The following is a 22,596-nucleotide window of genomic DNA, read 5'->3' as shown; positions in this document are numbered from 1 at the left end:
AATCGCTTTAAAGGTCGTGATCTTTCACCTTCTGACCTAAAAAGCCCATATCGCTGTTATAAAAGCTATTTACCTGACCGCCAAAACCAATATTGGAGTTCATGCCCGATTGCGCCGTAATGGTAAGCGTTTCGGTTTCGGGGATGGACTTGGTTTTTAGCTCGATAATACCTCCCGAGGCATCGGCCGGCTTGTCGGGGGTAACCGTTTTATATACCACAATGTTATCAAGTAAACTGGCAGGTACCAGGTCAAGCGGTACGGTGCTTCTGTCGGGATCTGAAGATGATAGCCTTGCACCATTCAGGATGCCGATCACGCTTCTGTCGCCCATACCCCTTACGGCAACATACTTATCATCAGTAATGGTTACACCTGTTACACGCTGTAAGGCCTGCGCGGTGGTTATACTTGCTGTTTTTTCAATATTCTGCGCGCTGATCCCGTCGGATACCGCGGCCGCCCTCCTCCGGTCGTTCAATACCGACGATTCGGTATTTGCCCGCCTGCGCACCTCGATGGTTACAGTATTTAAAGCTGTGGTATTTGATTCAAGTACAACATTCAGCGTGATTGTAACCTTTTCTTTTACCAATATGCCGGGTAGTTTTTTAGTAATGTATCCAACAAATCGTACTTCCAAATCGTAAGTGCCCGGTTGCAAACTGGCCCTGAAATGCCCGTTTGCATCTGTAGGATAGGAGCGGCCATTGATAACAACTATTGCCCCGATCAGTGTTTCTTTGGTTTTGGCGTCATAAACAGAGCCTTCTATGACGCCGGCCAGCGGGGGGATCGGGACGGCTTCAATAACGATATAGCCTTCCACCATTTTATACCTTAGCCCCGTGGCATGCAATACTTTCTCTATCGCCTGCTTTATGGTAACATCCTTCAGGTTTAAAGATGTTTTTCGTTCAACCTGCCCAATTAGTTTTTCGGGCAGTACAAAAGGGATATTGCTTTCCTGCTCTATTTTCAGCAGGCTTTCTTTTAACGTGGCGTTTTCCAGGTTCAATGAAATCTTTTGATTAAGATCCTGGCTATGAACGGTGCCCGCCAACAACATGCCTATGCAGGTAAGTTGAACCACTAAAAAAATAAAAGAGCACTTCATCAGAAAGGATATTTTTTCATTTGTGAATAGCCGCTTAATAATCCCGGCCTTTATTGTTGGCCGGGCATTGTTTATTTGATGATGTTGCTGGCTGTCAATACTTATCGGTATTATACCTAACCAGTTTAAAATTCGGGTTGAAGGATAAATTCGTAATCCTTTTTGCATATTTTTGTGCATTAATAGTTAACCCCGGCCCAGCCGGGAAAATCTGTTAGCAGCCCGCGCTGTTTTAAACAGTTTGTGGGATTGGTCATCAAGCTGTTCTGTCGTCCAAAACTCACAGCTTTTTGATTGCATCATTAAAGCGTTCCCTTGCCTATGGCAAAGGGGACGTTTTACATTTATTTCATTTCCATTCCTTTCTTCGCTTTTTAATTAATTGTAACCAGGTTGTTTTTAATGGTGTATTTGAACTTGGCTGCATTGGCCAGTACGTTGAAAATTTTATCGGCAGATACGCCGGCATTAAGGGTAACGGTCATTCTTTCTTCGGCTTTAGCATGATCTTTAAAAACGATCTCCAGGTTGTACCATCTTTCCAGCTCATCGGCAATATCCCTGAGCGATTGATTATTGAATGCCAGTTTAGAATCCTTCCACATCCGCACAGCATCGATAGCAACCTCTCCCGTTTCGGCCCTGTCATTGTTCCAAGTTACCTTTTGCCCGGGTGTAAGTATAGCCAGCGATCTTATTTTATTGTTGGCCAGGTGCTGATCAACCCTTACCTTACCGGTGGCCACTTCAACAGAAAGCGGGCGGGCTTTAAAAGCCTCTATTTTAAACGAGGTGCCCAATACTTTGGTAGTTACATCGCCGGTATGGATGATGAATGGTTTTTTTGGGTTTTTAGTGATCTCAAAAAAAGCTTCGCCCGATAAGCTGACTTCGCGTGTGTCGCCAACAAACTTATCGGGGTAGTTTAACTTGCTTCCGGCACCGAGGTAAATAACCGAGCTATCGGCAAGCGTAATAACCGACCGCTTGCCGTTTGGATTATTGCTCACGAAGTAAGAGACCGCTTCGGCCTGGTTTTTTTTATATTGCCAGATACTGTAAGCGCCGGCTATCATCATAAAGGCAATCCATACCGCCGCGTAACGCAGGTAGAAAGGTTTTGAAGCAGGAGTTTCCGGAGAAAAAGATGATTCATCTATTCGTTGATGAATTGATTTAAGCCAGAGTGGTAATTTTTCGCTCCTGGTGTCATCCTGCCTGAACTCCGCCCAATCCTGCAAAGACCGTTCAGTCAGGATTTCATTTAATAGATCTTCAGATTCGGTTTGTTGTAAAAACTGTTCCACCAAAATCCGCTCTTCCCGCGAACAGGCATTATTGAGATATTTTACAATTAACCCGCGATCTACTTGTTTTGACATATTACTTCATCCCGACGAACCTTTTATTGGTGCCGTACAACCGTAAAGGGACAAAAAATGCTTCGGAGGGCTAATCYGTTTTACATAAAAATGGATTATGTTTTCAAGTGGCTGATTTTCAATTAGATTATTTTTCAGAAAATCAAATTAAAAACTATTGCGCGGAATTCTATTTAAAGACAGTACCAGCCAATCAGGATCAGGATGGTAGTAATTTCTGCGAATCCTTTCAGATGTTCCCTGAAATGAGACAATGATGCTTTGATATGGTTTTTAACCGTAAAAACAGAGATGTTCATACTATCGGCAATCTCGGCATGGCTTAGGTTTTCTTCGCGGCTTAACTGGAATACACGCTTACGCTGCGGGCTTAGCAAGTCCAGCTTTTCAAGATAGGCAAGTTCAACCTCCTTTTCGTTTAAGCGATGATCGGCAGATAAAGTGGTAAGTGCCGCATCGTTTTCAAAAAGCTCAACCGGATCATTATACAACGGCTTTTTGCGAATTGCTTTGATGGTTGCATTTTTCATCGCCCTGAAAATGTAGGCCTGAAACTCGCCTTCAACCTTCAGCGTATGCCGCTTTTCCCACACCCAAAGCATTAAATCCATCATTGCCTCCTCGGCCAGATGTTCATCATTGATGTAACGTAAGGCGTATTTGTATAATTTGCCAGAGTATCGCTCAAATAAAATGCCGAATGCCTTCAGGTTATCCTTTCCGCATTCGTTCAGTAAATTATTATCCGATAATCCTTTTAAAGCCATATACAGCAATACAAAGCAAATTTCGGTTCAAATGTAGTCAGCAAACAACACGGCTGCGTTAAGCAGACATTAACCAATCATTAAGTACCTGATAATATTGTTACAAAGATTGAATTAAGCATAATTATTCTTTTCTCAATGAGGGAACGCTCTTAAGAAAATGACATAGTATTATGATAGAGCTATTTGGTAAGAGATTAAATGACGGTAAAAGGCTTTGATAACAGTGATTGGCGAGCGACGATTATTTGGGACAAGCAGTGATGGAGGCAAATAGCTAAACGGTGCTTCATGGAGTAAACTAATAGATCATGTTCCGGGATATTCCCTGAAAAGTCCTGACATCAGATTTTGCTTATTATATTACCAGAAATTATTGTTGCGTAAAATCTATCCCGATCTTTAGCCTAAATTCAGTTTTAAATGATTAAATTAAGGGGAAAACAAAGCGGTCCATGCCCATTAACTGTTTAAAGTTAGCTGAATAAAGATTGACATTTTTCCCATAAAAAAAGTTACCAACTTTGTTGACAACTTGCCTAAAATAGTACTCCTTGACTTAGTTGGTTCGAACCAATTTAAAGAAGACTTGCTTATAATGTCCAGAATCCCTTTGCAAGGAAAATAAAAGATGGTTTAACCATCCCACATTAATTAGAATACGTTATTTAAGTTGATGAATGCTTGAGGAAAACCTAAAAGGTAATAATAATAGTTGTTTCATGTTTTTTATACAGGTTCGAGCCCATTAGGGTGCACCCAAGTGGGCAAGCATGATTTTTCATCGCTTGCCCTTCTTTTTTTACTCTTTAACCAACTGGAAATCATGTATATAGCGCTTGCCACTTCGTTGGTTCTGGTGGTTCGATGTTGCTGCCCGTCAAAATGCAATTTTTCGGGATACATCGAACCGACAATAGCCCTTTTTGCCTCACTATCAGCAAGTTGATACAGATTACCGATATTCGTTATTACCTCAACTGCTTTAGGAAGCAATACATCTACCTTCAATGGATTCTCTGCATGCTCTGTCAATTTTGCTTCCAGTTTATTTAAGACAATTTGGGATTCATTCTTAATTAAAGCATAATCTTCAGGATCRATCTTAGACGACAACATCAATTCCCTTGCTTTACGCAACCTGTCGTTTTGCTCGTCAATCTGACGAAGTAAACTTTTTCTGTCGTCTCTGACCCCGCTGGTTTCCTGATCCAGTTCGTCAAGCAATATCTTCGTACAGAGTTTTGTCATCTCCTCGCCTAAAGTGTACTTGTTCAGGTCTTTCAGAAATGCATCGTTAACATCATCAGCTTTGTACCTGCAACCGCATTGGCTGGAACAATGATAATAATAGTAATACTGGTTCCTGCCTTTTGATGCACTGCCAGTCAAAAGCCTTGAGCAGCGGGAGCACAATAAGAAACCTCTTAAGGGCAGTTCCTCTGGCGACATTACTTTAATACCCTGCTTTCTCTTCTTGCCATCTAATGCGTCTTGAACATCATTAAACAAGCTTTCAGATATTAATGGTTCATGTTGTCCTTGTACCAGATAACTCTCTTCATTTTTATATTTCGGAATGGTAATCTTACCATAGTAAACCGGATTTCGTATCGCAACAAGAAAATTGTTTTTTCCACACTTCAGACCTTTCTGACGAGCAACTTTCCAAATTTGTTCAGTTGAAAACTCTGAGGTCGCCAGCTTCTCAAAGCACCATTTCAATATGGAACTGTCCGGTTCCCTGAAGCCAATATATTTTCGACCGTTTTCCGCCGTCTTATTGACGTAACCAACCGGGGCAGACGCCATCCATCGGCCTTCTTTTCTGGCCCTACGCATGCCATGGAAGACGTTTAATGCCCTGCGATCATTTTCCACTTCCGGTGCAGCCAAATAAATAGCCAGCATCATCTTGTTTTCAGGGATGCTGAGGTCTAATGGCTGTTCTATGGCCTGCGGTTCGACACCTAATGAATTAAGAATATTCATCATCTGGTAGGCGTCACCAGCGTTTCTGCTAAACCTGTCCCACTTAGTAAATAGAATCAGATCAACATGCCGCCCTTTCGTTCTTTTCAATTCCTTTAACAATTCCTGCCAACGTGGGCGCATGAAAGTTTTTGCGGAATGGTCTTCATAAATAGCTTTTCGGACGTTGATCTTATTGATCTCGCAATACCTGCGAAGAATTTCTTCCTGATTGCGTTGGGAGTATCCCTTGTCAGCTTGTTCGTCTGTACTTACCCTGATGTATAGATCGGCAGTTTTCATTGTTTCTTGATTTTGTCAGGTGATTTGATTGATTTGCCTTGTTTATTTGGTTGATGTAGATCAACTTTTGAATTGCCTTTAACCAGTTGATTTACAGTTAATTTAGCTAAAAAATACAAGAAATCCAAGATTTCTTCCGCTTCTTTTTCATTTATTTCCAAGCCTTCATCACTCAACATCTTTATGGCTTGTTCGGTTGTAACCGATCTTTTTTTTGAAGAATCGCTCTTCATAGCAAACAGTATTGTAGTCCGTCTGATCGGGATCACTTGTCACCAGTAACAATTCCAGGGGGGTGTCCCGACGATATTCAAGCCGGGGTTAAAGGACGGCATTAACACGATCCTTTAAGGCCTCCGGCCGTTTACGATACGCGTTAACACCATTAAACCAGTACATGGACAGGCTTTTTAAGCTGGTGGCCGAAAGAGATCGGCAAGCATATATAAGACGTAATTAACAGCTGTTTGTTACATCTGCCTTAAAAATGCACAGGTGTATTCATTGCAGCGCTTAAACAACTGGCAGCCGAAAGCCGGGAAGCTGTCAAGGGTGACGCTGCCAAAAAATAAAATAACGGCGCCATTTACCTGCCCTTGACTGCTTTCCGGCGAAGCTACCTTTGTGACGGGTGCCATGACTATGAATGAAACGTCGTTAGTCTAATCAGACTAGGCACTAAGATCGCTGATTATTTCGCGTAAGGCCTTATTATCAAGTTCCAGTTCCATCTGCCTGAGCAGTGCACTCTTTAGTTCCGCCTGCGCCGCCAGCGCGGTAAAACCGAGGTGAACGATCTTAAAATTCATCAGGGCGGAATTACCATTTTCCGGTTGAATTTCCTTAGCGATATTCCAGACCTCCTGGGACATTTCCTTGATGACGATTGCCCTGCGGCCATTATCGTGGAAAAACCATTCGGCCTCGATGCCAAACAGCTTGCCCAATTGTACTGCCTGCTGCGCTGTGAGGTCTTTCAGGGAGTGTTCGAACTCCTTGTATTCGGCCTCCGTAACCTTAAGTACCCTGGCAACCTGCAATGGAGTAAGATTTTTTACACTACGTGCAATGAATAATAGCCTGTTCATGATCTGTATTGCTTAATTTTTTTTGACCTCAGTGCCGTTCAATTACCTACTATTTATTGCCATGTCTTTCAAGCAGTTCCTGAAATCTTGCGAGAATTTTTTCATATTCCCTTAGAATAGTATCAAGGCTTCGCTCGGTAGGTGCACCGCTTTCTGTTACCATTTCATAAGGTATGGCATCATCTTCATATTTAAGTTTCGAGATGATTTGTTTCTGTGTAGCCCGGTTCAGGCTATCGAAATCCACATAATTGATATTGATCGTTCCGTTATTATCGCGCATGACATCCTCCTTTTTAATACAAAGGAGCCGCAAAGCATTGGTATAATAAATCCCTTATTAGGGATAATTTAGAGATAGCTTAGAATTTATTATCTCGTTTATTCATTATATTTGTGGTATGACCGCTGAATCACCAAACAAAATACATCAGGGAAGAAACGTTAAACGCTTCAGGGAAATGCTTGGCCTTAAACAGGAAGCCTTGGCTATAGCATTAGGTGACGACTGGACACAAAAGCGTATTTCCCTGCTGGAAAGCAAGGAAATTATTGAGCCGGAAATGCTGAGCGAGGTGGCTAAAGCACTCAAAGTGCCCGAAGAGGCAATTAAGAACTTTGATGAGGAAAAGGCTATTTATAATATTCAGAATAATTACGAAGGTTCTCAGAACAACAATGGTCCTATAAGCAATTATGGGACGATGAACTTCAATCCCATTGAGAAAGTGGTCGAATTATTCGAAGAAAACAAAAGGCTGTACGTTGAAAAAATTGAGTTATTAGAACGTCTGCTTCAGGCTGAAAAAGATAAAAAATAAGTTGTCGCTAAGATAGTTCAATGCATAATTACCCACAATCAAAAGGATAAAATATTCAAAAGTTGATTTACCTCAACTTTATCGGTTGGCTTCGTCAACCAACTTGTTGATCTAACCATTAAATTTATTGATAAAGCGCATTGGTAGTAAATACCTATAAATGAGCCTTATTAAAAGGGATAAGGCGGTGCGCCGTCCTGATCGGGCTTTTCCTGATTATTTGTAAAAAGTTGGTGTAGCCGCTTTTCAAGCCTGTCAACGGAAGTTTCGGTAGGTAGGCCGAGTTCCTTATCCTCCAGGGATCTGTACCAATTTTCCAAATCCGTTCGCTCGCCCTCGGTTAACAGATCCATCCGCCAACGCTGCGCGAGGTCGAGTATTCTAATCTTATATTTATCCGTCATCATAAGTTTAATAAGGTAAAGATATAATTGATCACCTACCGATCCCACGCCGTTTTCTCCTTTTTAATGCATCGTCCTCGTCATCTGATATCTGAATACCATAACCAGCATAACGCCAGTTATCAGGATCAGCGCCAACAGTATTGTCAGAAATTGTTTCAGGCGATATTCCTGTTTTAAAGCCCGCGCTTCCATCTCGGTCATCCGTTGCAATATCTTGTCCTGTGTCGCTGCTATCCGTGCCAGAAACTTGCCCGACCTCGTCGAGTTTTGCTGCATGATAAATAGTAGGTTCAACATCGTTTCTTCTTCCGTTTCTTTCGGTGCCGTTTCCGGCTGTTGTGAAGTCTCCGTATCTGTCCTTTGTTCGGCGGTTAGCTTCGCTAATGCTTTTGCTGTCTCTAATTTGTTCATAATCTAATTGTTTGACGATCTCCATCCATTTGAAGCGGCTACCCAACGCCTGCCCCTTAGCCTTAAACCCATCGATAAAAAAGGTAACCCCACTTATATGTCCGGTGCTCGCCTGGTTAAATAGTAAATTCACTCCTTCAGCCTCGCAATGCTGGATGAAATCCTGCATGCTCCGCTTAGGTTGGCTCAGGATAAGCGATAGCTTTTCCTGAGCTAACATTTTATGGGATGCCTGACCAGTACGCACTACCATTTCTATCTCATCCTTTTTGGGTGCCCGGCGGGAATTGTTAACAGTAGGAAATATCTTAAAATTTTCTTTCGACGCTTGTACCGCAACGAATTTGCTTTGCGGTACAACCTTTAAGTGATGTACGCGTTCCAGCTTTCGCAATAAGGCTTCGCTGCGCTTAAAGTTATTGCTGTCTGATACTACATCACCGTTAAAGGTGATCCTGTTAACCAGTAGGTGGATATGGGGATGCTCTGCATCATGGTGCCGGAAAATCATATACTGGTTATCGGTAAAACCCATTCCTTGTAAATAATCGCTTGCAATGGATAGTAGTTTATCGTTGTCCAGTTTTCCGGTTTCTTCCTGCAAGAAGTTAAGGCTGGTATGATAAACGTAATTCCCAAGCATTGGTCGCTTGCGTCTTACCAGTTCTATTTCCTTTTTGATCAGGTCAATGTCCAGTGAGGCAAAATTGCTTTCCAAAAGCTCAGCCCGTTTACTGCTATCCTTATGGTTTAACTTTTTAAGGTTGTAGCCCAATGCGCCCATAAAGCTTTTACCTATCTTCTGATCTGCTATCATCCCTCAGTAAAAGCCTTATAATTTTTTCTTCCTGCCGCAACAGCGCGGCGAGCGTTTTATCGATGCCTATAGGCAGCCTGCCTGAATTGGCGTGCTTGGTAAGTTGATTCAGGTTAACCCCGATCTTCTTCAATTCGATGTAGGTATCTTCGTCGATCTTCGGTAGGCTGGTGGCTGGAAAATGCCCCCTAAATAATTTTGTCCGAACCAGATCGCCCGGCGTGGTGCCACATGCTTTGGCAAGCAGCAGCAATTTTTGCTGCTGCTTTTCCGTAACCCTGAAAGTGATCTTGACCGACCTCTTTTCTGATGGCGTAACTTTTGGCCTTGCCATAAGTTCAAAAAATGATTTGTAAGAATTGCTCAAGGCAATGAGCAATATCGTGACCCGCGAGGGCCGCAGGCTCGACCTGCGTTTATCAGCCGCAAAGCGGCCCGGCATTTATGCCTTGACCAAAGATATTTATTTACAGTTACCCTTCAAAATTTTTATGCAGAACGAAGTGAAAGCATACCGGGTCCGGGTGTCCCGGCAAGCGTTTTGGTCCGACCAAAACATGGCTTGCTCAATTAAATCAACCTTTGGTTTCACATATTACAAACAGGCAGTGAAATCCAATTTAAATGCAATCGATATTTAACGGGAATGGTTACATTGAAATGGTAGCGTTGATATTGTAAATTAACTTTCTCTACTAACAAGTCGGATAAAACACACCAAAATACATCGATCGCCCGTCAATCGAATCCCCTGAATATCCGGCGTCGTTCGTATTTGCTGTACTCTTTTTCTTTGCTCATTTTTTCGACCAACCATTCCTGGTATTCGACATATAAAAAACTATCGGGTAGTTCGGAGATCGCATCATAAACCAGTTTGTACTCCGTTTCTCGGAACTCAGCCCAGACCTTGCGTTGCCCCGACCAACTGAATGAATTGTTGGTCCAATCGCATTTCTTAAATAATTCCAGGTCGGGTAGCGTAACGACCCAACCGCGGATCAGATCACCGTAGTGCTCTTCCATAAGATTTCGGCTGACCTCCCAGATCGTGTCTAACATTTTAGCATCGGCTGAAAAATCATGCAGCAACCTTTCCATTAAGGCTACTGCTAAAGAAGCCTGTTCCGCACCCAATTGAACAAAAAATGATTCCGAAAAATCTTTAAATCCGAAGCTGTAAATGTCCGCATTATGCAACTTGACCAATGCTTCATAAACGAGATCGGGGGCTCCATCAATACCCCAGACCGGGCTCATCGGTGCCCTCGGAGGGGTATGATACTGCTTATAAACACCGATCCGATAGTCAATGTATTCTTGAAAAAAACAAACATCTTTTTGGACCAGGAAGAAAAGATCTTCCCCGTAAGGATCGCTTCGACCGTTTAAGCGTTCCTGCTGGAGATATAGCTGACAGGCCGTTTTAAAATCGTGCTCACTGAAATACGGATATTCCGAGAAAAAGTGATGCGGTAACTCGTATTCAAATGTGGTATCATCTGCATGTTTGTTCATCAGCGTGACCGCAATATCGTGGATCACACCGGGCCGCACATTTTCATATTTCTCGAACCAGGGCGTATGCAGCTTATAATGACTGTTGACGCCTATAAAATCATCCAGCATCCGGTCGATGATCACCTCACTAACCAGTTCATCAGGCAGCACCTCATAAAAACGTTCGATCCAGTCCTGCTGCTTTTTAAAGGATATACTCTTTACCAGTTTGTAGACCCGTTGATGTAGTTCAATATTTAGTTGAAATAGGGTGTTGAATATCCGACCGGATATGATACTTGCAAGGTCATTTTCAGAAAGATATATCGAGAGCACTTCAAAACCAAGTTCAATGTCTTTTTCAAAAACGTGTTCGATCAGCAAAGTAAAACCAAAGAAAATGGAATGCCGATGGTGATATTTGAAATCGATAAATGCTTTAACGGCACGATAAACCGCCATGAAATCATTAAGGTTGTTGATCTTAAACCCTTCTTTTATTCTACGGATCTTCGCGTCATATTCTTCCCGGAAATCTGTCAGGCGGTCAAACTTTTTACCATTTTTATCCCGTTCAAGTGCAAGGACGTGCCAGATCCGTTGTATCTTGGTGTTGTATTTTCTTCTCAGGGTGCGGAGTTCCGGAATGATTTTGATTTGCCGGTCGGATAACAGGTCGGTGTAAGCCAGTACAAAATAGGCATCTTCAAAATTTTCCGGAACGAAGTGATTTTTAATCAGCGAAAGCAACTGGGATTGATCGGCATGCAAGTATTCATAAGTTCCCCGGCCATGTGGCTGCAGGTATTCCATCAGCAAGTCATAGCAGATTAAACGGTCTTGCTGAAAACTATCATCAATATCTTGTAAAAAGCCCTCACGTAATGCAGCAAATGTGGGATTAAAGGTTGTTTTTCCGTCAATTGTTGTGAATACTCGATAATCATAGGATTTATCTAAAAACACAGGTTGCAGTACGTAGTAAAACAGGTACTTATAAGCCGGACTATCATCAATGTGATCTTTCAGAAATTGATAAACTGCCCGCTGCCTTTCAAAATTACTGTGAACGGCGTCGTATCCCAGATTCAAAGGTGCTTTTAGCTGTCCCACTAACATATCCAGCATGGCTTTGCATTTATGAACATACCTTATCGCCAGCCCCATGGCTGTCAAATGTGCAGCCACAGTGCTGTCGTAAAATTTTGCGAGCAATAATAAAGTCCGGTCATGCTCATTCGGTTGGCGGTTTTTATATGCGTTAATAAACTCGAACTCGGTTTCATCAACCGGCATGACGTTGATGATCCGGTGTACAAAACCGAATACTTTATCCGGCAGGTAAATGCCAAATACATCAAAGAAAGCATAGCAATCATCAGTATTCCCGCTGATCCGATCGTAGATCCGGGTCAATAATTCTGCATTAGCACCGACTGTATTTTCTATGCCGAAAGTCGATATCGCCGGGAGAAACGTGTCTCTGACTCGGTAGTTAAATCGCTGGAAGTAATTAAATAACAAGTGTTCCGCATCAAGCAGGTGTTTGCGGAGGAAGACGTCAAAGAAGAAATAGGTCCCCAGCACCTGATCACTGATCTTTACTACGCTTTTAAAATCAACATCGATTAATTCGAGTGGCTCCAACACATTGACACACTCCATGAATGCTTCCAGCGAGATCCCAAAATCATTGATCACGGCGATCTCTTCCAGCACATCCCGGTCGATCGTATGAAAAAATGATAACAAGCCAAGTACTTTCAGCGTGGTGTCGTCGCTCAGTGCGCTCGCATCTTTCAGGATACTCTTAAAATACTCATCGTAAATGGCTGTCACATCGCGCAATACGATGATGTCCGGTGTTTTTTTGACGGCCTCCGCAGCCATGATCGCTAAACGTGCATTTCCGTTACTGATCGCGGTGATACGTTCCCTAAATTCGATCCGCCTGATATTAAATGGCTCCTCGAACAAGATCTGCTCGATCACCTGATCTGATAATATATCGATGTGGTAATTTTTGAATGGCGTCGGATACAATGCCTCTTCAACACTTGCCCGTCCATATTCCCTTACCGTTAAAACAATTTTAACGTCCAGTTTGCTGCTGATGACCCGGTCGAGAATGGAAAGCAAGTTGTCCAATTGCCGGTTAGCATCATCGATCAAAAGGATATATGAGCTTCCAGGCCTAAGAAAAGAAAGCAGGTCTTCGATGATCGATTCTGGTTTGGACATCACATAATATTGCAGGTAGTGCGGATGTTTGTCCACAAAATCGTCCATTACTTCCATGACTAACCGCGATTTACCTACGCCGGGCTGGCCGGAAACCAGCAATACATGATGTGCTTCCAATAGTTGCAATAGGTCCAAAGACTCGCGTTCCCGCCCATGTAATTTATTGTCCAGTGGCGTGGCAAACCCGCCGGCCTGGTACCGATTCAGAAAGTCCTGTTTGGATAAGATCTGACCGGTTTCAAACGCAACGCCCCAATAATCACGCGCAAATACCTTATCAATACTGTAAAAGTAATCGACCAGGGTCATCTGCGGGACAAAATGGAGCGGGATCTTAAAGTCTGCTACAAGTTGCTTCAACTCCTCCCGTAGATCTATATCTATCGAACTATTACAACACAAAACAATGCAACGTACCTGGTTTGCAGTAATACCCAAACTTTCAAATTTAAGGCACCCCTGTAGATCACTGATCAGTTTCTCACGGTATTTTGGCTTAGTCAGACTGTCATGCGTCGTGATTTCAGCCAGCACATAGGTACTGTCTTCCTGAACCAAATAAGTATCCGGTCTTCCTGGTTTGGTTTTCGTTTTATCACCGACGGAACCCGGGCTATGTAGTTCACCACCATAGGTCCTGACGAGATAACGGTTGCAAACTTCCTGGAATGCGCCACCCTCGATGCCATAGATTTCCTGTTTGATCTGCGATATCTTGCTCATGCTGAAAATGTCGGAAATGTCCGACCTACAAATGTACGAAATTGTGCAATGCGATCTGATCGAGGGTGCTGCCGAAACCGGGGAACGCCCAAAACATTTAATCCTCGACTAAGGGCGGATACTAATCTATTAACTTCTCTTCAGCCGAGTCATGGTCTTCAAATTTTCGATCAAACATTTTCCATATTTCGTCCAAAGCGCGATCGCGATCTGTATCGCTATTCCGTAAAGCGCTTAAAATCGACGGGACATCCTGTTGATAAACATCTTCGGTCAATGTAACATACGCATAATCCGAAATTGCTTCTTTAAAGCTGTCCGGCTCTGTCGAGTTCAACCAATCTTTAATAAATAAAGCAGGACTTAACAATCCATACAGGGAAATCACCCGATTGATCGCCTCTTCATCGCTGACGTGCTGCTCTGGGACATGTATAACTCTCGAATTCTTATCGATATCCACGTAAAAGGCAAGCTCTTTCTCCATAGAGAATCTACCACGCGGGATCAGTTCATTCAGAATAGTTTCATTAGGATTCTTGATCTCCATCCTAATAGTACAAAAGAATTCGTAAAAGAATCCGCGTGCCGCTTTAGTGTCATGATTTCGCCAGTCTTTCCAGAATGGTTTCCAATTGTTGATCGTATGGGCTTTTGAGTAGTACGCTAATAAAGTGAAAGATTTACCCAACTCCTCAAGGGCTAGTTCTGCAATACCCAATCCAATAAATTTTTTGCCTTCATATTTAAAAATGTTATGATGTGCAGCTTTGAGTAATTCGTGAGAATTATCAATCGTCGCATTATAGAGGGCTAATATTTCGGCTTTGGTCAGGTTCATGTTCTTAATTTTGCGAGCATATCCAGCATCAATTGCTCATCGGCTTTATCTGTGATCTTAAAGCCTTTTTGTTCTTTGAAGTATTTATCAATATGGAATAGAATGATGCGCTGAACATTCTGGGTATCCTGATCAGCAAAACTTTGTTTTTCCAAGTGCCCTTTGAAATCCTGCCAGTTTCCAAATATCTGTTCCAGGAACGGTTCAAATACGATCAGACCGCCCTTACTGTAAGGGGAATAGTATGGCCTTAGCATGTGCCGCACATACAATTGAAATGCCTCTGCATTATTTAACAAATACTCCTTAAAATCAGACGACGCTTCTTTTTTGATTGTTATGTGACGTTCCTGATCAAGCTCAAACTTATTCCAATAATATAAGTTCATCATTTGGCTATATGATGCCGGACTATTAGTAATATTTAAGAATTCTTTGAGTAGGATATATATTTTACCTTGCCAAAATTCCTTGCTTAGCACCCGGTTTTCACCAGTGTCATTAAAATGCGAATCGAGAAAACGACTGCCTATCGCAGAGCGGTCAACAAGAGCAATGGCGTTGTTATCCATTAATTCAGTTAAAAACTGCTCGTATTTAGTATCGTCGTCGCCAAAATATTTATTGAGATTGTAGTTGCTGAAATTAACCAGCAGCTTTATTGACAATTCAAGCCAGACATCGTGATCGTTCTTAACGTTCAAATAAGCAGTGATCATCTTCAGCAGGGTACCACTGTCCTTAAAGTCGGTAGCACGCGATGCTATATGTATCAATTCCTGGCCTTTACCTTCTCCGTTCCATTCGTCGAATTGCTCGGTGATATCCGGATGATCTTTCTCCAAAATATCGTTGAATGCTTTGAGGGACACCAAGTTGAACAATTGGTAAGAAAAATACAGATAGAAATTATGAACCTCCTTAAATTTCCGCCGGTTCTTATATCCCATGTCGGTGACCAGATAATTAACCGCTGATTTAAGCTTTTTAACTTCTTCGTCGCCAAGCGCATTCTTATTATCTTTCTCGAATTGCTCCCAGTTTTTCTCATTTAGCAAAAAATGATCGCTGCTATCCACGTCAAAGTCTAAGAAATACCGGTTCCTGATCCTATTGTAGACTTCAATATTCCGGTTCCTGATCAGTTCGAGCACCATCAGGTCTTGAACATCAATTTCGTCTTTCAACGCATTGAAAGCTAGCTTGAATGAGTTACTGAAACGCTTCAAGTCACGCGTATTATCTACCAGTTTTTCGAGGATGTTGTCATGGTCGGCAGCCGGAAAGAAAGGCACACTCAGGTCACCAAAATCTGTGGTAATCTTAGCAACAGCATCGGTAATTACTTTCCGATGAAGCGCTTCCATATCCTTGGTCAGCAGCTGGTCATTAAGCAATTGAATGAAAATATTCTTCTTAAACGCTGGTAATGTAATGACCAATTGGAACACCTTTTTTAAGTATTCTTCTTCATTTGCAAAGTCTTTTGTGCCTTTTAATACATTAATCACGTAGTTCTGATCAATGCTGGCTACAAAGAATGTGTTGGAAAAATTAGCGGTATTGCGGATGATCCTTAATACTTCCATGACCTCCTTGCCTGTCAGGCGGTCCATATCATCTATAAAGATCACAACGCGCCGGGACAATCCGCTGATCGCTTTGTTGATCTCTTTATATTGCGTTTGAATGCTGTCATCGCCACCAAAATCGTTGATCAATGTGTCGAAAAATCGGAAATAGATCTCTTTGCCGGTTTGCAAAATCCGCTTGGAATAATCTTTAAGCTTGGCGTGAATCGATCTGTTATAAGGTTTTAGTTCGTTGGACAATGTTTTGAAAAATTCGTCGATAATTCCATCGGGCTTGCTTGCGCGCCAGGGGTTGAAGTCAAAGACCAAATTATTGTCCTTATCTTTTTCTAACTCGCTTTTCAATCGCATCAGGAAATCTGTTTTTCCCGACCCCCATTCACCGACTACTGCGATCGCAAACGAATTTGTTGTCGAAGTCTCCATGATATGTTTAGCGACAGATGATGCATAACTGGCCCTAGAATAGGCATCAGTGTAGCTTGATAGCGATGAATTGTCATCGATTAGGGACAATTGGGTAGGCTGGATCACCAAACCCTCAAAATAGGATTTGTAAGTACTGATCAACAAAGGCGTTCCGATGATAAAAAAATTGGCATAAGGAATGCCTGATAGGAAGCCAAGTTTGAAAAAATAGAAATTATTGATTTCGGCATTGCGTACCACGAAGAAATATAACAGGATAAAGACAAGTGTAAATGCGCATGAGTTCAAGGAAATGTACAAACCGCGCCAAATCTGCCATACAAAGTAGCCAATGCAGAAAAGCAGATAAAATATAAAGATCCAGTCAGTTAGAAGGTTGTCAACTGTACAGTACTTTAAAAATGGATTGGTAATAAGCAGATCCCATAACTGGATGAATGCCTTGGAGAACAGCACAAATATAATAGAAAGTCCAAGCAACCAAAAGCCACTTGAAATGCTAAAGTCCTCGACTAATGCTGTGCAGCTAAACTTCTTTTTACGTTTTTCTGATTGAGTTGATTTATCTGCCATTGTAATCAAGGTGTGTTTTTTTCTTCAGTGCTCAGCTCAATATATTGTACTAATTTAGCTTTTTCGACATATTTAAAAATACCGTACCATTACTAAAATAAAATAAAACACGTGGTGCGCAGCCTATTTGCGTAGTAGCAATCTATTTTAAATTTATAACTTAGTTCATGCGTCCGATAGAACCGCTATTTGAGATCGAAAGTGGGAGCTTGACCATCAAAATATCAAAACACAGTGTTGCCGGAGAGCCGGTAGTCCTTGTCGTACTAATTACCAGTTTTGTTATTGCAGGAACTGCACAAAGATTGTTTTCCAAATCCCCACTGACTTCGCTTTTTCTTTCCAAAAAGAAAGCTTTTTTCGTCAGGTAGCTCCTTATGTCCTTGCTATAAAAATGGGTTTGTTATTGAAAGCACATTGGGGTGGTATGTATTCAAAATTCGAGATGCCTGTGGTTTCGGTTTTATCCGCCTTAACCACACCGTAGCTCTTAACCTCCGGAGCGTTTGATGCTATTTTTTCTTCATGCGGATGATTTTTTTTGAATGCTCACACGAGGTCATGAACACGGTCAAAAAGAATAGTAATTTTATTGAATTCAGTGCTTTCATCGGCTAATTGGTGTATGATCTTAGTTCTTCATTCATGATATCGATAAATTGTTGGTCTGCACAGTGTTTAATGGCATAGTTGTAATCTTCGTGATAGTGTTCATCCTTCTGAGCCTGTCGAATAGCGCCACGTTCACGATGAAAAGTTGAAATATTTTTATCGTTCGTATTCTTGTTTATTGCGGCATCGATAGCATCCTTCGCCTCATCAAAACGTCCTAACATTCTCAATGTCTTGGACAGCGTATAATTGTACCATTCATTTTTGTCGTCGGAAATATTGCTCAATTGTTCTAGCGACGTGTCTGGATCTTTCAATAGTAAATAGGCCTCGGCTATTCCCCTTAACTGGAAATCGCTAGCCTCTGACAGCTTTGCATAATAAGCTGTTCCTTGTCGATAATATTCATTCGCCTTTTCCGGCTGCCCTAGTTGCTGATAGGCTTTACCTGTATTGAGGTAGATCATGCCGACATCAAAAAGCGTGTGATTTTCAATGGCATCTTCCGCAGGAATAGGAAGCATACTGGCCAGACTGATCATCCTCTCTGGCATTTTGAACTGAATACGTGAGGACAGTGCCCCAAGAACTTCATATGGTTGATCAAAGCGGCTCACCATGGTTTGCTCCAGTAATTGGGCGAAGGAATCAATAAACTTCAATAGCAACTGGTCCATGTTATGTGACCGGATCTCTTTAAACGACGCCAGAACAATTGTCGGTGAAATTTGACTTTCAGTGTTGTATGCATCAATAATTTCTGCCAAAAATCTCTGTGCCTGTTGTTCTTTAGCCCTATCTTTACGGTACAGTTTGGCTAAGTGAAACTTAGCTGCCCAGAAATTAGGCTCCTCTATCAAAATACTTTCAAAAACCTGAATTGCCCGCGCTCGGTCGTTAATGTCTCTTAAAAATTTCCCAAGATGATTCCGGATGTCCCGTTTGACCGCTGCTGTTAAACGGTTGGAGTTGGCAAGCAGGTCTTCAATGGTTTTAATCCGCGGCGCAAGAAAAGACGCGGTTTGATCACGATCATGGGCTTTGATGATCCGGAATTCTTTTTCAGTTTGCTCGATCCAGGACATAATGAGGAAGTAATCGTCTGCCCTGAAATTCTTAAAAGCGAGTGCCAAATCTTCGTTAGACGTGGACGGGACGATGCGCTTATCATAATCCGCTAATGGAACAGATATTAAGTAGGAATAATTATAAATATCATGTCTCTGGATCTTTTCCAATGATCGTACGATCAGCTTTTTGTGTGCATGGATGATCCTGTAATAATCTGCGTCAAACCGGTGATATAGTTCTGCTAATTTTCCAGCAAGTTTCCGCTCAATTAGCATTTCATCGAAAGGAATGGTAGTTATCCGCAAACTATTTAATACGATATCATGAAGTACAAAAGCCCCATCACGGTACGCGTTAAAAAAGTTTCTTGCCTTAAGCTTGGTAATTCCTGATTTTCCGATCAAAGTTAACAGTAGGGACTCATCGATCTCTTTTGTATCTATCCATTTAAGCACCCCTAATTCCAGCGCAGTAGTTTTCAGGTGATGTACGAATAGCCGATCATAAAATGCCTGGTTATCAAATGAACTCGTTGTCAATGTGTCTGTTTCCCGAAGAACTTTTACCCAACTTAACTGCTCCTTCTTAACAAGAATATTAATTTGATCCAACAAGAACGGGTGACCACCAATGGCTTTGATGATCTGCTTGTAAATCTCCTGTGGACAAGGTTTTTGCAAACTAGCATTCAATATTTTATTACTCAGCTCATCATCAGATGGCGGTATACTATACACACTATCTAAATCTGCTTGTGTCTGTGAAGAAATGATCAACCGGTAGTCGGGCGCACCAACTGCTTTAATCCGTTGCACAACGTCTTCTACATAACTTTCCAAGCTATCGATCACGACCACGCATTTAAACCGTTTGATCAACCCCAAAATGTTTTGAGGCACGGCATAACGTTCAATGCGCAGAGAACTCAGACTTTCCGCAGTCGAAACGGTATTGCCAGGTATCCAAATAATCATTCGTTCACTATCCACCCGCTTCAGTTCGTTGAAAACTTGTACCGCAAGGTAAGTTTTACCCATACCGCTTAATCCATTGATCTGTATGTAGCTGTGTTCATCCAATAAGGCTAAAATATCATCGACGGCTTCCGGCCTCGGCCAGTTATCTTTTGGCAACGTCGGCAGATCATGGCTGTAACCAAACTCTGTATGTATTTGGGCGATGTAGGCTAAATGCGGTTCGAGTAATTCCAAGGTTGTGATATCCTGGGATTCCAGAATTTGATCGATGATATAAGTAGCCAACCATCTTCCATCCAAAATGAGAATATCTTTACCAAGTTTTTTACCCCACCTGGCCGCAATATCATTTAACCAAGCATAGTTTTTAGGGCCGCAGGTACGGCTTGACATCAGGAACATTCGCTGACAATGGCGTGCAACCCGCAGGCAATGTTTAAAATCACCAAATATCTTTTTGAAAGGTTTATTAAAATAATCGGCGGTTACGCCAAACTCCGCAACATCGGCATATCCTGAAGTATTAGCATCAAGCGTGTGCCCGACCGGCTCACCAGTAATAGTCTGTCCGCGAAGCTCAAATTGGATCTTATATTTGTGTTCAATGATGATCTTGGCCACTGCGGGGAAATTCTGAGAAGACAATGACTCGATGGCATTGATCAGCCTGCTCGTGAAGTTGGTTTTAAGTTTAGGGTCCATAATGCTTTGTGATGGTAGCGAAGTTATGAATTTCTTGTTTACCACAATCACCCCCTTTGATCAAGCAATATCGGAACACTTCGCCAGATAATCATTTGACCTCCTACTTGGGGATTCAGCATAAGACGTTTTTGAAAACGGGCCATTTTCCGGTGAACGCTTGCCCCGGAATCAGCTGGTCTGGTTCATCAGAATCTCCATCGATAGTAACAATTAATGATTTTTCAAGTAGTTAGCTTTAGACGACTACTAGTTATAGCTCTTATGAAAATTTATAAATAAACTTTGTTAACGACGAACACGCTCTATTTGCCGTTGATTCGACAATCATCAAACTATAACCCAGCAAATTTCTCATATTCTCTGGTCACCTACTCTTCTTTTTTCCAGCGCTTGATTATTGCGTCGAAAGTCTCATCTTTCCATTCCTTTTGCCATTCGTCCTGAAATTTAATGGACTGGGATTTAGGCTGAGGATTTGGCATTTCTAATTTAACAACTGATGGAATTAGAGTAGCGTCGCCAACAATCAAACATTCCCCTGATCCTAAATTCGGAAGTATATCTGCAATAGCATTCGAATTTTCAGGCATTAGGGCCTTGACATAATTTTGATCGTTAACGTTGGTCAATCGCAATGAAATAAAATTATTGCATTGTGAAAAAATAGTTTCCGAAACCTCAGAGGGACGCTGGCTCACAACCATTAAACTTAAACCATACTTTCGTCCTTCCTTTGCTATTCTTTCAATTGATTTTTTTGATGCGTTATATTCAGCGCCCCCTACTCGGGGTATATAATTATGAGCTTCTTCACAGACAATCATAAACGGAATATCATTCTGAGAATCTGAGCTATGTTTTATTTTAGAATAATGGAAGGCAAAATCAAARACTAACCTTGATATTAAACTTACAGTGATGCTTAACACCTCAAAAGGGATACCACTTAAATCGATAATTGTAACGTTTGCTTTATCGATATATCCTAAAAATTGCTTTAAAATTTCTGCAAAATCATCAGTCCTATATGTGGTTCCGTTGGTTTTTACAGGATTAAATATAAAGTTGAGCCTTTTATCTGACAATTTCGTTTCTAATCGAGATATAAATCTATTAAACTCGCCATTAAAAGCCCCATTTGAGGCTTTCGTTGCTGCCGCCGTTGATGAGACTATAAATTCGTATTTATTTTCAAAATATTCTTTTTTCTGCAAATCACTAATGAGTGTACCATCTTCAAGTTTGGGACAATTTTCACCAGCTAATTTACTAATCACTTCAGAGTTAACATTCCATATATATCTATAGACCTCATCAATGTCAAAATAAACTGGAGTATCATAGTTAATCCTATCTTTTAGAGTTGGGTTATGTTTTTCTTTATTTATGATTACAGCTCTTTTAAAGAGCGATACTTGGTTATGATGATTGTTTTCATTACCTTCTATAAAAAGAGATTCCAACTCTTCAGAGTTCATTAACCAGTAAGGTAATTTCAATGCATCCACGTCCAATACGTTCAATGTAAACTTCTCGTCAGTAGGTAGTTCAAATGCTGCTTTATACTCTGAATGGATATCAAAAATTATTATATGTGAGTTTTTTTGAGCGGTAAGATGATTATTTTTGCCATTATTTATCCCAACAACATCCTGTAAGATTTTAGAAACAGTGCAAGATTTTCCGGAACCCGTTGATCCTACTAATGCAACATGTTTGCTAAAAAATTTATTTGCGTCAATCTTCAAGATGATTTCTTTGTTTTGAACTAATCTACCGAAAGGAAAAGTGTAATCTTTGCTTGATTCGAATATCAAGTTCAGTGATGCGGCTTCAATTATAAATACAGGCTCAGTCGGACTTGGGATTAAGGCAGTACCCCTTGTAAAAACACTGTTTTCAATGTATCCAATTGGTTGCGTTTGGAGAGTAAATTTTAACTTTTCACCCTCCCCAACGATTGATTTTATGTTTTGAATTATGGCAACAACCTTGTTTAAATTTCCGTCTGAAATTTCAACGTACTTACCAATTTGCAAGTCCTTTTTGTGGGCTTCAAAAACTTTTTCGTCTTTGACATCAATCACAATTGTATTTGGTGAACTTTCTAATACTTTTCCAACTTCATTTTCGGTCATAAGGATTTATTTAGGGATAGTAGATAACTAATTTCATTTACTTGAGGAGTCGCCAGCTTTTCGACTATTGAGAGCTCAATACCTATGAATGCTAATAAGTCTTGGTC

The 22,596-nt window shown here is 41.3% G+C and carries 17 protein-coding genes; 1 reads left to right on the top strand and 16 read right to left on the bottom strand.

Features of this window, described 5'->3' with window-relative positions:
• Window positions 1-7 precede the first annotated feature (7 nt).
• The 8 genes from AC1DUD_RS09375 to AC1DUD_RS09340 form a co-directional block, all read right to left on the bottom strand.
• Window positions 8-1,117 carry an STN and carboxypeptidase regulatory-like domain-containing protein gene (locus AC1DUD_RS09375; RefSeq protein WP_477373908.1) on the bottom strand — a complete coding sequence of 370 codons (1,110 nt, stop codon included), beginning with the start codon at window positions 1,115-1,117 and terminating at the stop codon, window positions 8-10.
• Between the two features lie 374 nt (window positions 1,118-1,491).
• Window positions 1,492-2,499, bottom strand: a complete 1,008-nt coding sequence (locus tag AC1DUD_RS09370; RefSeq protein ID WP_477373906.1) for a FecR family protein — start codon at window positions 2,497-2,499, stop codon at window positions 1,492-1,494.
• Between the two features lie 173 nt (window positions 2,500-2,672).
• The gene (locus AC1DUD_RS09365) at window positions 2,673-3,266 is read right to left on the bottom strand and encodes an RNA polymerase sigma factor (RefSeq protein ID WP_477373904.1); all 594 of its coding nucleotides are present in this window, start codon (window positions 3,264-3,266) and stop codon (window positions 2,673-2,675) included.
• 729 nt (window positions 3,267-3,995) lie between these two features.
• Window positions 3,996-5,540, bottom strand: coding sequence for a recombinase family protein (locus AC1DUD_RS09360; RefSeq protein WP_477373902.1), 1,545 nt, complete (start codon window positions 5,538-5,540; stop codon window positions 3,996-3,998).
• The gene (locus AC1DUD_RS09355; protein WP_477373900.1) at window positions 5,537-5,773 is read right to left on the bottom strand and encodes a hypothetical protein; all 237 of its coding nucleotides are present in this window, start codon (window positions 5,771-5,773) and stop codon (window positions 5,537-5,539) included. Before AC1DUD_RS09355 ends, AC1DUD_RS09360 begins: the two co-directional genes overlap by 4 nt.
• A 237-nt stretch (window positions 5,774-6,010) precedes the next feature.
• The gene (locus tag AC1DUD_RS09350) at window positions 6,011-6,178 is read right to left on the bottom strand and encodes a hypothetical protein (RefSeq protein ID WP_477373897.1); all 168 of its coding nucleotides are present in this window, start codon (window positions 6,176-6,178) and stop codon (window positions 6,011-6,013) included.
• 33 nt (window positions 6,179-6,211) lie between these two features.
• The gene (locus AC1DUD_RS09345; protein WP_477373895.1) at window positions 6,212-6,628 is read right to left on the bottom strand and encodes a hypothetical protein; all 417 of its coding nucleotides are present in this window, start codon (window positions 6,626-6,628) and stop codon (window positions 6,212-6,214) included.
• 49 nt (window positions 6,629-6,677) lie between these two features.
• Window positions 6,678-6,911: a hypothetical protein gene (locus tag AC1DUD_RS09340; RefSeq protein ID WP_477373893.1), complete on the bottom strand. Its 234-nt coding sequence runs from the start codon at window positions 6,909-6,911 to the stop codon at window positions 6,678-6,680.
• Between the two features lie 118 nt (window positions 6,912-7,029).
• Between AC1DUD_RS09340 and AC1DUD_RS09335 the strand changes: the two genes are divergently transcribed.
• Window positions 7,030-7,449 (top strand): helix-turn-helix transcriptional regulator, encoded by a 420-nt coding sequence (locus tag AC1DUD_RS09335; protein ID WP_477373891.1) that lies wholly within the window; start codon window positions 7,030-7,032, stop codon window positions 7,447-7,449.
• Between the two features lie 170 nt (window positions 7,450-7,619).
• Here the strand turns inward: AC1DUD_RS09335 and AC1DUD_RS09330 are convergent, their stop codons facing one another.
• The 8 genes from AC1DUD_RS09330 to AC1DUD_RS09295 all read right to left on the bottom strand — a co-directional run bounded on the left by AC1DUD_RS09330 (window position 7,620) and on the right by AC1DUD_RS09295 (window position 22,489).
• Window positions 7,620-7,856: a hypothetical protein gene (locus tag AC1DUD_RS09330; protein ID WP_477373889.1), complete on the bottom strand. Its 237-nt coding sequence runs from the start codon at window positions 7,854-7,856 to the stop codon at window positions 7,620-7,622.
• Between the two features lie 28 nt (window positions 7,857-7,884).
• Window positions 7,885-9,084: a relaxase/mobilization nuclease domain-containing protein gene (locus AC1DUD_RS09325; RefSeq protein WP_477373887.1), complete on the bottom strand. Its 1,200-nt coding sequence runs from the start codon at window positions 9,082-9,084 to the stop codon at window positions 7,885-7,887.
• A complete protein-coding gene (locus AC1DUD_RS09320) occupies window positions 9,059-9,418 on the bottom strand; it encodes a plasmid mobilization protein (RefSeq protein WP_477373885.1) in 360 nt (119 codons plus the stop codon). The genes AC1DUD_RS09325 and AC1DUD_RS09320 overlap by 26 nt, the downstream gene beginning before the upstream one ends.
• Window positions 9,419-9,822: 404 nt before the next feature.
• Window positions 9,823-13,551 carry an nSTAND3 domain-containing NTPase gene (locus AC1DUD_RS09315; RefSeq protein ID WP_477373883.1) on the bottom strand — a complete coding sequence of 1,243 codons (3,729 nt, stop codon included), beginning with the start codon at window positions 13,549-13,551 and terminating at the stop codon, window positions 9,823-9,825.
• Window positions 13,552-13,672: 121 nt separating this feature from the next.
• Entirely contained in the window at window positions 13,673-14,392 is a 720-nt protein-coding gene (locus AC1DUD_RS09310; protein WP_477373881.1) for an AbiV family abortive infection protein, read from the bottom strand.
• Complete coding sequence (locus AC1DUD_RS09305) at window positions 14,389-16,986, bottom strand: KAP family P-loop NTPase fold protein (protein WP_477373879.1); 2,598 nt, start codon at window positions 16,984-16,986, stop codon at window positions 14,389-14,391. The genes AC1DUD_RS09310 and AC1DUD_RS09305 overlap by 4 nt, the downstream gene beginning before the upstream one ends.
• Window positions 16,987-17,600: 614 nt before the next feature.
• Window positions 17,601-20,348 carry a tetratricopeptide repeat protein gene (locus tag AC1DUD_RS09300; RefSeq protein WP_477373877.1) on the bottom strand — a complete coding sequence of 916 codons (2,748 nt, stop codon included), beginning with the start codon at window positions 20,346-20,348 and terminating at the stop codon, window positions 17,601-17,603.
• A gap of 371 nt (window positions 20,349-20,719) precedes the next feature.
• The gene (locus AC1DUD_RS09295) at window positions 20,720-22,489 is read right to left on the bottom strand and encodes an ATP-binding protein (protein ID WP_477373875.1); all 1,770 of its coding nucleotides are present in this window, start codon (window positions 22,487-22,489) and stop codon (window positions 20,720-20,722) included.
• Window positions 22,490-22,596 lie beyond the last annotated feature (107 nt).

Source organism: Mucilaginibacter sp. P4_A11, assembly GCF_056402535.1.
Note: the sequence above shows the minus strand (reverse complement) of the source record. Positions and strands in the feature narration are given on the sequence as shown.

Excerpts from the sequence above, each read along its gene's own strand:
- AC1DUD_RS09375 (WP_477373908.1), bottom strand. The coding sequence starts at position 1,117 with ATGAAGTGCTCTTTTATTTTTTTAGTGGTTCAACTTACCTGCATAGGC.
- AC1DUD_RS09370 (WP_477373906.1), bottom strand. The coding sequence starts at position 2,499 with ATGTCAAAACAAGTAGATCGCGGGTTAATTGTAAAATATCTCAATAAT.
- AC1DUD_RS09365 (WP_477373904.1), bottom strand. The coding sequence starts at position 3,266 with ATGGCTTTAAAAGGATTATCGGATAATAATTTACTGAACGAATGCGGA.
- AC1DUD_RS09355 (WP_477373900.1), bottom strand. The coding sequence starts at position 5,773 with ATGAAGAGCGATTCTTCAAAAAAAAGATCGGTTACAACCGAACAAGCC.
- AC1DUD_RS09350 (WP_477373897.1), bottom strand. The coding sequence starts at position 6,178 with ATGGCACCCGTCACAAAGGTAGCTTCGCCGGAAAGCAGTCAAGGGCAG.
- AC1DUD_RS09345 (WP_477373895.1), bottom strand. The coding sequence starts at position 6,628 with ATGAACAGGCTATTATTCATTGCACGTAGTGTAAAAAATCTTACTCCA.
- AC1DUD_RS09340 (WP_477373893.1), bottom strand. The coding sequence starts at position 6,911 with ATGCGCGATAATAACGGAACGATCAATATCAATTATGTGGATTTCGAT.
- AC1DUD_RS09335 (WP_477373891.1), top strand. The coding sequence starts at position 7,030 with ATGACCGCTGAATCACCAAACAAAATACATCAGGGAAGAAACGTTAAA.
- AC1DUD_RS09330 (WP_477373889.1), bottom strand. The coding sequence starts at position 7,856 with ATGATGACGGATAAATATAAGATTAGAATACTCGACCTCGCGCAGCGT.
- AC1DUD_RS09325 (WP_477373887.1), bottom strand. The coding sequence starts at position 9,084 with ATGATAGCAGATCAGAAGATAGGTAAAAGCTTTATGGGCGCATTGGGC.
- AC1DUD_RS09320 (WP_477373885.1), bottom strand. The coding sequence starts at position 9,418 with ATGGCAAGGCCAAAAGTTACGCCATCAGAAAAGAGGTCGGTCAAGATC.
- AC1DUD_RS09315 (WP_477373883.1), bottom strand. The coding sequence starts at position 13,551 with ATGAGCAAGATATCGCAGATCAAACAGGAAATCTATGGCATCGAGGGT.
- AC1DUD_RS09310 (WP_477373881.1), bottom strand. The coding sequence starts at position 14,392 with ATGAACCTGACCAAAGCCGAAATATTAGCCCTCTATAATGCGACGATT.
- AC1DUD_RS09305 (WP_477373879.1), bottom strand. The coding sequence starts at position 16,986 with ATGGCAGATAAATCAACTCAATCAGAAAAACGTAAAAAGAAGTTTAGC.
- AC1DUD_RS09300 (WP_477373877.1), bottom strand. The coding sequence starts at position 20,348 with ATGGACCCTAAACTTAAAACCAACTTCACGAGCAGGCTGATCAATGCC.